This is a genomic window from Actinosynnema sp. NPDC059797, from assembly GCF_042732085.1.
Lineage (GTDB): Bacteria > Actinomycetota > Actinomycetes > Mycobacteriales > Pseudonocardiaceae > Actinosynnema.
Window position 1 is genome coordinate 1 of the sequence record NZ_JBHWIE010000210.1, and the last position, 12,998, is coordinate 12,998.

Here is a 12,998-nt window from a genome sequence, read left to right on the forward strand (position 1 = left end):
CATTCCGAACCCGGTAGTTAAGCCTTCCAGCGCCGATGGTACTGCACTCGTGAGGGTGTGGGAGAGTAGGACGCCGCCGAACATTCTTTCCCTCAAGGGGGCGCTCAGTCGAGCGCCCCCTTGAGGCGTTTTCGGGCCTTGTCGCGCGGCTCGTGGCCGTGACGTCGGCTACGGGCGGCGGCATCCACCGGGGCATCGCGCCTCGGCGGCGGTTAGGTTTCCCCCATGCACAGCGAGGACCCCCGAACCCAGCGCCGCTCCGGCGGTGACGCCACCGTCCAGGCCGACCTCGCCACCAGCCCGTTCCGCGTGGACCGGGACCGGGTGGCCGGCTCGCCGTTCTTCTCCCGCCTGGGCGGCGTCACGCAGGTCGTCAGCTCCACGGGCTCCGGGCTGCTCGTGCACAACCGCCTCACGCACAGCCTGAAGGTCGCGCAGGCGGCCCGCGCGATCGCCGAGCGGCTCAACACGCGCCCCGAGGTGGCGAACCTGCTGGAGAAGCTGGGCGGCTGCGACCCGGACGTGGTGGAGGCCGCTGCCCTCGGGCACGACCTGGGGCACCCGCCGTTCGGGCACCTCGGCGAGCAGGTGCTCGACCGGCTGGCGAGGCACCGGTTCGGCCTGGCCGACGGGTTCGAGGGCAACGCGCAGTCGTTCCGCATCGTCACCACCACGGACGTGCGGGGCCCGTCGGCGGTGGGCCTGGACCTGACGGTGGCGGTGCGGGCGGCGATGCTGAAGTACCCGTGGACCCGGCTGTCGCACCCGGAGCCGCACCCGCGGGACCTGCCGGAGCCGCCGCGCGGCGCCGCCGAGCCGCCCGATGCGCCGGGCACCGGTTCCGCGAAGTTCTCCGCCTACGTCACCGAGCTGGACGACGTGCTCCAGTCCCGCGCCTACTACGCGGGTCGGTTGGAGCCGTGGCAGCAGACGGTCGAGGCGTCGGTGATGGACACCGCGGACGACATCGCCTACGCGATCCACGACGTGGAGGACTTCTACCGGGTGGGCGTGCTCCAGCACGCCACGGTGTCGGCCGAGCTGAACGCGTGGCTCGGCCACGCCGTGGAGCTGGCCGGCCTGACCGCGGACGAGCTGGACGCCCAGCGCCGCCGCCCCGGCCGGTCGTTGGAGGCGCTGCGCCGCCGCCTGCACGCCAAGGACTCGTGGGCGGTGGACGACGACGCGTTCGCGCACGCCGTGGCGAAGGTGCGGACCGAGCTGGTGGACGGCCTGCTGGCGGTCCCGTTCGACGGTTCGGTGGAGGCCGAGCAGGCGGTGGCCGGGTTCTCCGCCCGGTGGACGCGCCGCCTGGTCGACGCGGTCGGGGTGGTCGAGGAGCCGACGACGCGCTCGGGGCACGTGGTGCTGGCGGTGCGGCAGTGGCACGAGGTGCAGGTGCTGAAGTTCGTGCACCGGCGGTTCGTGCTGCTCCGCCCGGACCTGGCGCTGCACCAGCGGGGCCAGGCGCGGTTGCTGACGGCGCTGGTGGAGGCGCTGGAGCAGTGGGTGACCGACCGGCACGAGGCGAACCGGCTGCCGCGCCGCCTGCACGACCTGGTGGAGCTGGCCGGCGGCGAGTACGCCAGGCTGGCCCGGACCGACCCGTCCGTGCTGGTGGGGGCCACCGGGGACGCGCCGTCGGGGCCGGACGCGGTGCGGGCGCTGGCCCGTGGCCGGGCGGTGGTCGACTTCGTCGCCTCGCTCACCGACAACCAGGCCGCCGCGCTGCTCGACGCGCTGTCCGGGCGGACCGGCCAGCTGTGGACGGATGCTTTCGTACTGTGAAATGTGATGGTTATTCCACGTCGTGAAGTAGGCCGAACGGTGGCAGACGGTACTTGGATGAGCGCAATACGTTGATCCCTCGATCGGGGACACCCGATCGATGGTCGCGTGCGTCGGGGGCACGCTCAACGTGGGGGAGACGCCTGTGCGTTCACAGCTACGCCGGTCTCGAAGAGCCGCCTTGATCGCAGCCGGCGCCGCCGCGCTGCTGACCCTGGGTGTCGTGTCACCCGCTTCCGCCGACCCGACCAAGGCGTCCAAGGGCGTCGAGGACAAGATCGCCGCGCAGATCGCCGCGCTGCAGGAGATCAAGAAGTCGCTCTCCGGCGCGGAGTCCAAGATGGACAGCGCGCTCGTCGTGGAGCAGCGCCGCCGCGCGAACGCCGGCACGTTGAGCCGCACCCCGTCCGTGCAGACCGGGGTGAAGGTGCAGAGCGGGAACACCGTGCTGGTGGACATCCGCGCCCACAAGGTCACCGACGACCTGGTCAACGCCGTCCGCGCCGCCGGCGGTGGCATCCGCGCGGTCTCGGCCGAGGGCCGGACGGTGCGCGCCCAGGTCCCGCTGAGCTCGCTCGCCGCGCTCTCGGGCCGCGGCGACGTCCGGCGGGTCGAGACGGCCGTGGAGGCCAAGACCTTCCGCAAGCAGGACCCGAAGAACACGGCCGCGGCCCCCTCCAAGGAGGCCAAGGCGAAGGACGTGGAGAAGCGCACCCGCGAGGCGCTGGCCTCGGTGCGGGCGGCGGCCACGACCGGTGAGGGCGACCGGGCGCACGCGGCCGACACGGCGCGTGACGAGTTCCGGGTCACCGGCACCGGCGTGAAGCTGTGCGCGCTGTCCGACGGCGTCGACTCCCTGGCCGCCTCGCAGGCGGCGGGCGAGCTGCCCGCGAACGTCGAGGTGCTGCCCGGCCAGGAGGGCTCGGGCGACGAGGGCACCGCGATGCTGGAGATCCTGCACGACATCGCGCCCAACGCCAGCCTGGGTTTCGCCACCGCGTTCAACGGTGACGCGAGCTTCGCCGACAACATCCGCGACCTGCGCTTCGAGCTGGGCTGCGACGTCATCGTCGACGACGTCCTCTACTTCAACGAGTCGCCGTTCCAGGACGGCGTCATCGCCCGCGCGGTGGACGCGGTCGCCGCGGACGGCGCCCTGTTCTTCTCCTCCGCGGGCAACGAGGGCAACGTCGCCGACGGCACCTCCGGCCACTGGGAGGGCCAGTTCGTCGACTCCGGCGTCGGCATCGGCAAGTTCGCGGGCACGGCCCACGACTTCGACCCCTCGCCGGGGGCGAAGCAGGTGGTCAACCCGCTGTCGGAGAGCTCCGGTGGCGTCCCGGTGACGCTGTTCTGGTCCGACCCGCTGGGCTCGTCGTTCAACGACTACGACCTGTACCTGGTGAACGCGCAGGGCAGCGTGGTCGCGTTCAGCCAGGGCGTCCAGGACGGCACCCAGGACCCCTACGAGCGGCTCAACACGCCCGCCAGCTCGGCGGGCCTGCGGCTGGCCGTGGTCAAGTTCCGCGGTGAGGACCAGTACCTGTCGCTGTCCGCGCTCGGCGGCCGCTTCAAGGACTCCGCGGGCGCCAAGGGCTTCGCCACGCCCGGCGTGACCCGTGGCCACTCCGCGGCCAAGGGCGCGATCAGCGTCGCCGCCGCCCCGGCGGCCGAGCCGCTGCCGTTCGACCTGGAGCCGGGCGACCCGGCCAACCCGCGCGGCCCGTTCCCGGGCGCCTTCGACGGCTCCCAGAATCCCGAGCGGTTCACCTCGGACGGCCCGCGCCGCGTGTTCTTCGCGCCCGACGGCAGCGCGGCGCCCGAGGTCAGGCAGAAGCCCGACCTGACCGCGGCGGACGGCGTGTCGACCAGCGTGCCCGGGTTCGACCCGTTCTTCGGCACGTCGGCGGCGGCGCCGAACGCGGCGGCCATCGCCGGCCTGATCCTGTCCGGCAACCCCGGCCTGTCCACGGCCGAGGTGAAGGCGGCGCTGACCGCCACCGCGATCGACATCGCCGAGGCCGGGGTGGACAACCGCACCGGCGCCGGCATCGTCCGCGCCGACCTGGCGCTGGCCTACACCGGTGCCTCGCCGCAGCCGCTGGCCAGGGCGCAGCGCCCGACCGTGGTCAACGACTCGGACGGCAGCCAGTACCTCAAGCCGGGCACCACCTCGACGGTCACCGTCCCGGTGGTCAACAACGGCGACGGCACGGCGGCCTCCACGAGCCTGGTGCTCACCTCGCCCACCGCGGGCGTGACGATCGCGCCGCGCTCGAAGTACTACGGCAACATCGAGGTCGGCCAGACGGTGACCAACACCTTCAAGGTGTCCGTCCCGACCTCGGTCGCGGTCGGCACGGGGGTCAAGCTGGACGCCCGGGTCACCTACGCGGGTTCGACGTCGCCGACGACCGCCTCGTTCACGCTGAACGTGGGCCAGCCGTCGAACGAGGTGCGGACCTTCTCGTACACCGGTCCGGTGGTGGCGATCCCGGACAACAACCCGCTCGGCGCCACGGTGCCGATCGAGGTCACCGGCGTGGGCCGCGCGTCCAAGGTCGTGCTGTCCGTCGACGGCACCCAGTGCACCCCGAACACGGACGGTTCCACCACGGTGGGCATCGACCACACGTTCGTGGGTGACCTGGTCGGCACGCTGACCGCGCCCAGCGGCGTCAGCGCGACGGTGTTCCAGCGCAACGGCTCGACCGGCTCGAACCTGTGCCAGGTCGTGTTCGACGACTCGGCGGCGCGGGCGTTCTCCACGGTGACCAGCGCGAACGCGCCGTTCACCGGCACCTGGAGGCCGACCACGCCGCTGGGCGCCCTGCTGGAGCAGCCGGCGGACGGCGTCTGGACGTTCAAGGCCGTGGACACGGCGGCGGCCGACCGCGGCTCGATCCGCGCGGTCTCGCTGAAGGTCAACGGTTACGTCTGAGTTGCGAGAAGGGGCCCCGGGACGAGTCCCGGGGCCCCTTTTTAACGCCTGTTACTTCGGCCACTCCCAGCGGATGCCGAACACGCCGGGCCCGAAACCGAGCGCCACCGCGTGCACGCCGCCCGCGCCGTCCAGGGCCAGGTTGCGGCGCCGCGACGGGGTGTCGTCACCGGCGGGCACGCTGTACTGCTGGCACCGAGCCGGCAGGTACGACGGGTCGAACCGCACCTCGATCACGTACTCCCGCACCGGCAGCCGGAACTTGCGGGCGAAGGTGTTCTTGCCCGCAGGGTAGTGACCCTCCGCGAACAGCAGCTCGTACTCCATGATGATCGTCTCGCCGCGGCTCAGCGGCCGGTCGAACATCATCTCCGCGGCCATGATGTTGGCCTCGGTGTCCTCGACGACCCGCCCGAGGTGGCAGTTGCGCAGGTTCACCACCTGCGGCAGCACGTCGGACTCCTCGGTCTCGAACACCAGCGCCCAGCGGTCCGGGCCGTCCTGCTCCGCGCGCAGGATCTGCCGCACCCACACCGAGCGCTGACCGCCGTCCGCGGCGATCTCGATGCGGTCGTGCTGGCTGATGCGGCCCAGCTTCACGTCCGAGGTGGTGTCCACCTTCGTGAGCAGGTCGGCCACCCGCTCCCGGCGCTCCCACAGGGCGTCGATCGGCATCATCGTGGTCGGCCGCGACCGCCTCCCGCGCGGGCGCGGCGGACCCAGGAGCGCCGACAGGCCCGCCTGGGGCACGCCCAGCACGGTCTCCAGGTGGCGCAGCGCCTCCAGCGACTCCGGCCGCTCGGGACGACGACGACCCGACTGCCAGTAGCTCAGCGTGGCGACGCTGATCGTGACCCCGCGCAGGGCGAGCCGGTGCTGGATGCGGTCCAGGCTCAGCCTGCTGGCCTTGATGGCGGCCCTCAACGCCTCCGGGAAGGGCCCGGTGGTGAGAAGCTGCGCAAGACTGCCGTGGCCCGTCGGGTCGAGTTCGTCGACGGACAGGTTGGGTCGACCGGCAGCGTTGGTCATTGTGACTCCCCGCTGTCATGAGATCACGCCCCAGTGACCCTACCCGCCAACGCAGGGCGTTGGTGCCTTCCGAGCGGAGTCAATGATTGGGCCGAACGGGTTACGAGTTCACTGGGGTGGACATCGTTCTGTCAAGTGGTGAACGCTCTTGCTCCATCCTTTGTAAACCCGTCGGTAACGTTGTGCAACGGGCTGCCGCCGATGTGGTGGAAATCCCTTCGGTCCTGGTGGGCGCCCACCCGGCCCCCGGCTGCGTTGGCGGCACGTGATCGGTTGCCCCTACTGTGTTGCCGGTGACCGCCGCCCAGGACCTCGTGCCCCTGCCGGAGGACCCCCTGACGGAGGTCGCCGCCGCCGTGCTCGGCGCCGGCCCGCGCTCGGTGCTCGACCTGCTCGACGTCGCCCGCCACCACGGCGGGCCGCCGGTCGACGTGGTCCGCGCGAGCGACGACCTGCTGCCCAGGCTGGCGCACGAGAACGCGCTGTCGCCGGCGTTGCTGCTGGCCAGGCAGGTGCTGAGGCCCGGGGGGCTGTTCGTGGCGGCCGTGCCCGAGCTGGACAAGCTCGGGCGGCTGCGGCCCACGGCGCCGCCGCCGAAGGTGACCGGGCGGGGCGACGACCGGCAGGTGACCGTGCAGCTGTGGGACTGGTCGCCGGACGGCGAGTCCTACGCCCTGGAGGTCGTGCGGCTGGTGCGCGCCGAGGGGGCGTGGCAGGTGGCGAACACCGTGTCCACCCGGCACCGGGTGCTGTCGTCGGAGCAGGTCGCCGCCGAGCTGGCCGCGGCCGGGTTCGCGGCGGTCCAGCGGCTCACGCCCGCGGAGTGCGGGCACCCGCTGCCCGTGTGGGTCGCGGTCGCGCCGGCATGAGCCGGGTGCGGCCCGTCCCCGGTGGCGGGCGCGCCGTCGAGGTCGAGCCGGAGCGGTTGACCGGGTGGTTCGAGCGGTTCGCCGACCGGCACGGAGGGGTGGCGACGACCGCGGTCACCGGGCGCCGGTTCGTGGTGACGGCGGTGGACGGGACGACGGCCTCGGCGACGGCGGCCTTCGGCGACCTCACTCTTACGGGCGACTCCGGTCGGGTGTCACCCGACGATCAGGTGTCCGATGACCGCCGGTCGGGTGACCAGTGGTCGGGTGACCAGTGGTCGGGTGACCAGTGGTCGGCCGGCCGGGTGTTCGAGGGCCTGGTGCTCGCCCCGCTGCTGGCCGACGCCCTCACCCCGCGCCGGGTCGGGCTGCTGCTCGTCCGGCTCGGCGGGCACAGCGTCGGCGTGGCCCTCGACGGCGAGGTCCTGCTGTCGACCACGGGCAGTCACCTCGTGCACGGCCGCAACAAAGCCGGCGGCTGGTCGCAGCAGCGGTTCGCGCGGCGGCGGGAGGGGCAGGCTAGGGTCGCCCTCCGGGCCGCGGCCGACGACGCGGCCCGGGTCCTGGCGCCGCGGGTGGGCGAGCTGGACGCGGTGGTCCTGGGCGGCGACCGGCAGGCGTTGGACGCGCTGCGCGCCGACCCCCGGTTGAGCGCCGTGTTCGCCCTGGCGTCGCCGCGGGTGCTGGACGTGCCCGAGCCCCGCCGGGCCGTGCTGGACGAGGCGGCGGCGCGGGCCAGGGCGGTCGAGATCACCGTCCGGGAACTCGCCTGAAACCCGTGACAACCTCCCGCCCGGCCGACCGCATTCATAGGGGTGGAGAGGCGCCGAGCCCGGTGCCCCCGCTACCCCCGAGGAGCAGCTGTGCCGCGCAAACGACTCGTGCTGGCGGTCGGAGCCGTCGTGGTGGGCGGCCTGGCGGTGGCCGTGCCCGCCCTGGCGTCCGGTCCCGGCCCGGAACCCCGGCCGGCGCCGACGACCACCGTCGCGCCGACCACCACGATCCCGGCCACCACGATCCCGACCAGCCCGACCGGGATCCCCACCTCGCCGCACCCCACCTCGCCGCACCCCACCACGCCGGGCCCCACGAGCATGCACCCGACCAGCCCGAACCCCACCACCACCTCGCCGCGGCCGATCGAGACCTCGCCGGGTCCCACCACCTCGCCGCGCCCGACGTGGACCACGCCCCCGCCGGTCACCACCACCAAGCCGGTGGAGGTGACGCGCACCACCCCGCCTCCCACCACCACGCGGCCCGTCCCCACCACGACGGAACCGCCGGCCGCGGAGCGCTGAGCACGTGAGCTGGGACGCGGAGTTCACCCGCCACTTCGACCGGTGCGCCGACTCGATGCGCTTCACCGCGTTCTTGTTGTGCGGCAACCACCACGAGGCCGAAGACCTGGTGCAATCCGCGTTCCTCAAGCTCTACCTGGTGGGGCCGAAGCTGGCGCACCAGGACGGCCTGGACGCCTACCTCAGGCAGATCGTGGTGCGCACCTTCCTGGCCGAGCGTCGCCGGGTGCGCTGGAAACGGGAGAAGCTCACCGACACCCCGCCGGAGGCGCCGTCGGCGGGGGTGTTGAGCGAGGACAGGCTGGTCGTGTGGCAGGCACTCGCGGAGGTGCCCGCGAAGCAGCGGGCGGTGCTCGTGCTGCGCTACTGGCACGACCTGGGCGTGCAGGAGACGGCCGCCGTCCTCGGGTGCTCCGTCGGGACGGTGAAGAGCAACACCAACCGGGGGCTCAAGGCGTTGAAGCAGAGTCTGGGACCGGAGTTCGGCTCGCTGTGGGAGGTGTCGCGCGGTGCTTGAGGACGAGTTGAAGAAGATGTTCGAGGAGCTGAACGTCCAGCCCCGGCCGCGCACGTTCGGCGCCCTCGACATCGTCCACCTGGGCACCGGGGTCAAACGGCGCCGCCGCACCGCCGCCGTGGCCGCCACGGGCGCCGGCACCGCCGCACTGGTGGCGGTGGTGGTCGCCTTCGCCCTCAACCGGGCGCCCGACCCGACCGAGAGCACCCCCGCCGACCCGCCCGCCTCGAACACCACCCACCCCACCGCGCCGGCCACCTCGCCACCGCGGACGATCGAGACGTCACCGACGACGCAAGGAGCACCGGAACCCACCATCACCACCCCACCCACCACCACCCACCAGAACCGGACGAGCACCACCAGCCGGTCCTCGTCGGGGCGGCCGGCCTCCACCACGACAGCGCCCGTCCCGCTCTCCACCACGGCGACGCCTCCCGGCTGACCGGCCCCGCGCGCCTCTCGGCTGACCGGCCCCGCGCGCCCGCCGTTGGCGGAATGTGGCCACACCCCACCTGGCCGGCTCCGTCGCCGCGCGAGCCGGCGCGCCGCCCTACCCGAGCCGCGTGCTGACCGCGGCCCGGCCCGCCCCGGCCCGCGCCCCGGCCCGGAGCGGCGGCAAGACGAGCCTGACCGCCCTCACGGCCCCGCAGACGGCCCCGGACGCACGGTGGGCAAAACCCGCCCGAACCACCCCGCCGGCAGCCGTACCGGGCCTGTCAGCGGCACCGGGCCGTGCGCATGGCCGCCCTCGCCAGCCGAGTCCACCCAGCCGGCCGACTCCCACCAGGCCGGCCGACTCCCGCCCAGCCGGTTGGTTCCCGTCGCGCCGGTCGGCCCCACCGCGCCGGTCGGCTCCCGTCGTGCCGGTCGGCTCCCGTCGCGCCGGGTGCGCGCACGCCGCACCGCCGCCGGTCCAGCCCTCTCGCAGATCTACCCCAGCGTGCCGGTGGCGAGCAGCCCGCCGTCCACGCGCACCGTCTCGCCGGTGATCCACTCCGCCGCGTCCGACGCCAGGAACGCCACCAACCGCGCCACGTCCTCCGGCGTCCCGAGCCGCTTCATCGGGTAGGCGGCGGCCGCCTCCTCCTCGCGCCCCGTGTAGAGGGCCTCGGCGAAACGCGTCTTCACCACGGCCGGCGCCACCGCGTTCACCCGCACCCCCGGCCCGAGCTGCCACGCCAGCTCCTCGGTCAGCCGGATCAGCGCGGCCTTGCTCGCCCCGTACGCGCCGATCGCCCCGGTGGACCGCAGGCCGCCCACCGACGCGATGTTCACCACCGCCCCGCCGTGCTCCCTCATCCACGCCCGCCAGGCCAGCTGCACGAACCCCAGCGCCGCCACGACGTTCGTGTTGAAGATCTTCTGCACCGCGTCCAGGTCGGCGTCCACCAGGGGGCCGAACACGGGGTTGATGCCCGTGTTGTTCACCAGCACGTCCAGCCGCCCGAACCGCTCCACCACCAGTTGGACGGCCTTCGCGCGGTCGTCGGCGTCGCCCGCGTTGCCCGTCACCGCCAGCACGCGGTCCGGTGACGCGCCCGAGGTCTCGGCCAGCCCGGCCGCCGCCTCGGCGAGCGCCTCCGGTTTGCGGCCGGTGATCGCCACCGACGCCCCCCGCGTGAGCAGTTCCAGCGCGATCCCGAGGCCGATGCCCCGGCTCGCGCCCGTGACCAGTGCGACCTTGCCCGCGAAGTCGGAAGTCATGGGCGCAATCTATGCGCCTGCACACATGTCCGAAACGGGGTGGCGCCCACCCCGTAGACTGGGTGCGTGGTCATCTTGATCGAGTAGGTCCCGCGCGAGCTGCGCCGTCGACCCCGCACGACCACACCCCGGAGTTCTCACCTGTGATCACCGCAACCGACCTGGAGTTGCGCGCCGGTTCGCGCATCCTGCTCTCCGACGCCACCCTGCGCGTCCAGGCGGGCGACCGCATCGGCCTCGTCGGCCGCAACGGCGCCGGCAAGACCACCTCGCTGCGCGTCCTGGCCGGCGAGGGCCAGCCCTACGCGGGCGAGGTGCGCCGCAGCGGCGAGCTGGGCTACCTGCCCCAGGACCCGCGCGAGGGCGACCTGTCCGTCATCGCCAAGGACCGCGTGCTCTCCGCCCGGGGCCTGGACCAGCTGCTCCGCGACATGGAGAAGATGCAGACCGCCATGGCGGAGCTGGCCGACGACACCGCGCTCCAGGACGCCGTGCGCAAGTACGGCCGGCTGGAGGAGCGGTTCGCCGCCCTCGGCGGGTACGCGGCCGAGAGCGAGGCCGCCCGCATCTGCTCCAACCTCGGCCTGGCCGACCGGGTGCTCGCCCAGCCGCTGCGCACCCTGTCCGGCGGTCAGCGCCGCCGCGTCGAGCTGGCCCGCATCCTGTTCGCCGCCTCCGAGGCGGGCGCGGGCGGCAAGTCCAGCACCATCCTGCTCATCGACGAGCCCACCAACCACCTCGACGCCGACTCCATCGCGTGGCTGCGGGGGTTCCTCAAGTCGCACGAGGGCGGCCTCGTCGTGATCAGCCACGACGTCGAGCTGCTCGACGACGTGGTCAACAAGGTGTGGTTCCTCGACGCCACGCGCGGCGAGGTCGACATCTACAACATGGGCTGGAAGAAGTACCTCGAAGCCCGCGCCGCCGACGAGAAGCGCCGCCGCCGCGAACGCGCCAACGCCGAGAAGAAGGCCGGCGCGCTCATGGCGCAGGCAGACAAGATGCGCGCCAAGGCCACCAAGGCCGTCGCCGCGCAGAACATGGCCCGCCGCGCCGAGAAGCTGCTGGCCGGCCTGGAGGAGACCCGCCAGGCCGACAAGGTCGCCAAGATCCGCTTCCCGCAGCCCGCGCCGTGCGGCAGGACGCCCCTCACCGCCGAGAACCTCAGCAAGTCCTACGGCTCGCTGGAGGTGTTCTCCGGCGTCGACCTCGCCATCGACCGCGGCTCGCGCGTGGTGATCCTGGGCCTCAACGGCGCGGGCAAGACCACCCTGCTGCGGCTGATCGGCTCCATGGAGCGCCCCGACAGCGGCGAGGTGCTGAAGGGGCACGGGCTCAAGCTCGGCTACTTCGCGCAGGAGCACGAGACGCTCGACCACCAGGCCAGCGTGTGGCAGAACATCCGCCACGCCGCGCCCGACGTGCCCGAGCAGCAGCTGCGGTCGCTGCTGGGCACGTTCCTGTTCAGCGGCGAGCAGCTCGACCAGCCGGCGGGCACCCTCTCCGGCGGCGAGAAGACCCGGCTCGCGCTCGCGGGCCTCGTGTCGAGCGCGGCCAACGTGCTGCTGCTCGACGAGCCGACCAACAACCTCGACCCGGCCAGCCGCGAGCAGGTGCTCGACGCGCTGCGCCGCTACGAGGGCGCGGTCGTGCTCGTCACCCACGACCCGGGCGCCGTCGAAGCCCTAGAGCCCGAGCGGGTGATCCTGCTGCCCGACGGGACCGAGGACCACTGGTCCGAGGAGTACCTCGAACTCGTGCAGTTGGCGTGAGGGCAAGGGTTTTCCCGTTCCAAACCCCTGAAGTGAGTGATGATCGACTCTCCGTGACCGGACGACCGCTCGCCGATCATTTCGCTTGATCACCTGGCGTTCTTGGTCTTCGTGTTCGATCATTGCGACGACAGGGGCTTACGAAGGCCCGACCTGCTGTCTACGGAAGGCGGGACAAGGTGGCTGACCTGAAGAAGGGCGCCCGGATCACCGGCGCCACGCGGGACAAGCTGGCCGCTGACCTGAAGAAGAAGTACGAAAAGGGCGCGAGCATCCGGGCGTTGGCCGAATCGACCGGGCGCTCCTACGGCTTCGTGCACCGGGTGCTCAGCGAATCCGGTGTGCAGCTGCGCGGTCGCGGTGGCGCCACCCGCACGAAGAAGAAGTAAGCTACCCTCCGGTAACCACGAGGCGCCGAGGAGAGACGGCGCCCACCCGACACCGGAGGTTCAAGCATGTCGGCACCGACCCCCATCGACGCCGACCTGCTGGAACGCGGGGGCGTGCGGTTCGAGGTCGACGGGGCGCGCGCCACGATCACCCTCGACCGTCCCGACGTGCTCAACGCACAGACGCCGTCCACCTGGGTGGCGTTGCGGACGATCGGCGAACAGCTGGACCCGGACGTCCGCGTGGTGGTCGTCCGGGGCTCCGGTCGTGCCTTCTCGGCAGGCCTGGACCGGCGCATGTTCACCGGCGAGGGGGTGGCGGGCGAACCGGGCTTCGCGGAGATCACCGCGCGGGGCCCCGAAGCCGGCGCCGCGCTGATCGCGGAATTCCAAGAGGGCTTCCGCTGGCTGCGCGACCCGGCGCGGGTGACGATCGCCGCGGTGCGGGGCCACGCCATCGGCGCGGGCTTCCAACTGGCCCTGGCGTGCGACTTCCGCGTAGCCGCCGACGACGCCCGCTTCAGCATGGCCGAAACGTCCCTGGGCCTGGTCCCGGACCTGGGCGGCACCCTCCCGCTGGTGCGCCTGGTCGGCTACTCGCGGGCGGCCGAGATCTGCCTCACCGGCCGGCGGGTCGGCGCGGAGGAGGCGCTGCGCACCGGCCTCGTGAACAGCGTCGTGCCTG

General features: G+C 72.9%; 12 protein-coding genes and 1 rRNA gene. 11 read left to right on the plus strand and 2 right to left on the minus strand.

Features of this window, described 5'->3' with window-relative positions; genetic code table 11:
• From rrf to ACFV4N_RS30815, 3 genes are all read left to right on the plus strand, one after another.
• A 5S ribosomal RNA gene (gene rrf, locus ACFV4N_RS30805) occupies positions 1–82 on the plus strand; the annotation flags it as partial.
• A gap of 143 nt (positions 83–225) precedes the next feature.
• Positions 226–1,788 carry a deoxyguanosinetriphosphate triphosphohydrolase family protein gene (locus ACFV4N_RS30810; RefSeq protein WP_499676137.1) on the plus strand — a complete coding sequence of 521 codons (1,563 nt, stop codon included), beginning with the start codon at positions 226–228 and terminating at the stop codon, positions 1,786–1,788.
• A gap of 181 nt (positions 1,789–1,969) precedes the next feature.
• The gene (locus tag ACFV4N_RS30815; RefSeq protein ID WP_499676138.1) at positions 1,970–4,729 is read left to right on the plus strand and encodes a S8 family serine peptidase; all 2,760 of its coding nucleotides are present in this window, start codon (positions 1,970–1,972) and stop codon (positions 4,727–4,729) included.
• A 51-nt stretch (positions 4,730–4,780) separates the two neighbouring features.
• Here the strand turns inward: ACFV4N_RS30815 and ACFV4N_RS30820 are convergent, their stop codons facing one another.
• Positions 4,781–5,758, minus strand: coding sequence for a hypothetical protein (locus ACFV4N_RS30820; RefSeq protein WP_499676139.1), 978 nt, complete (start codon positions 5,756–5,758; stop codon positions 4,781–4,783).
• Positions 5,759–6,051: 293 nt separating this feature from the next.
• Here ACFV4N_RS30820 and ACFV4N_RS30825 point away from each other — a divergent pair, with 293 nt between their 5' ends.
• The 5 genes from ACFV4N_RS30825 to ACFV4N_RS30845 all read left to right on the plus strand — a co-directional run bounded on the left by ACFV4N_RS30825 (position 6,052) and on the right by ACFV4N_RS30845 (position 8,890).
• On the plus strand, positions 6,052–6,627 hold the full coding sequence (locus ACFV4N_RS30825) for a hypothetical protein (protein WP_499676140.1): 576 nt from the start codon (positions 6,052–6,054) through the stop codon (positions 6,625–6,627).
• Positions 6,624–7,400 (plus strand): acVLRF1 family peptidyl-tRNA hydrolase, encoded by a 777-nt coding sequence (locus ACFV4N_RS30830; protein WP_499676141.1) that lies wholly within the window; start codon positions 6,624–6,626, stop codon positions 7,398–7,400. The genes ACFV4N_RS30825 and ACFV4N_RS30830 overlap by 4 nt, the downstream gene beginning before the upstream one ends.
• A 90-nt stretch (positions 7,401–7,490) precedes the next feature.
• A complete protein-coding gene (locus ACFV4N_RS30835; RefSeq protein ID WP_499676142.1) occupies positions 7,491–7,928 on the plus strand; it encodes a hypothetical protein in 438 nt (145 codons plus the stop codon).
• Between the two features lie 4 nt (positions 7,929–7,932).
• Entirely contained in the window at positions 7,933–8,445 is a 513-nt protein-coding gene (locus tag ACFV4N_RS30840) for a SigE family RNA polymerase sigma factor (protein WP_499676143.1), read from the plus strand.
• Positions 8,438–8,890: a hypothetical protein gene (locus ACFV4N_RS30845; RefSeq protein WP_499676144.1), complete on the plus strand. Its 453-nt coding sequence runs from the start codon at positions 8,438–8,440 to the stop codon at positions 8,888–8,890. Before ACFV4N_RS30840 ends, ACFV4N_RS30845 begins: the two co-directional genes overlap by 8 nt.
• Before the next feature lie 488 nt (positions 8,891–9,378).
• On the opposite strand, the gene ACFV4N_RS30850 is transcribed toward ACFV4N_RS30845, so the two are convergent.
• Positions 9,379–10,152 (minus strand): SDR family oxidoreductase, encoded by a 774-nt coding sequence (locus tag ACFV4N_RS30850; RefSeq protein ID WP_499676145.1) that lies wholly within the window; start codon positions 10,150–10,152, stop codon positions 9,379–9,381.
• A gap of 143 nt (positions 10,153–10,295) precedes the next feature.
• Here ACFV4N_RS30850 and ACFV4N_RS30855 point away from each other — a divergent pair, with 143 nt between their 5' ends.
• The 3 genes from ACFV4N_RS30855 to ACFV4N_RS30865 all read left to right on the plus strand — a co-directional run.
• Positions 10,296–11,924, plus strand: a complete 1,629-nt coding sequence (locus ACFV4N_RS30855) for an ABC-F family ATP-binding cassette domain-containing protein (RefSeq protein WP_499676146.1) — start codon at positions 10,296–10,298, stop codon at positions 11,922–11,924.
• Between the two features lie 179 nt (positions 11,925–12,103).
• Entirely contained in the window at positions 12,104–12,313 is a 210-nt protein-coding gene (locus ACFV4N_RS30860) for a helix-turn-helix domain-containing protein (protein WP_015103570.1), read from the plus strand.
• Positions 12,314–12,379: 66 nt separating this feature from the next.
• The coding region (locus tag ACFV4N_RS30865; RefSeq protein WP_499676147.1) for an enoyl-CoA hydratase/isomerase family protein at positions 12,380–12,998 on the plus strand (619 nt) is incomplete at its 3' end.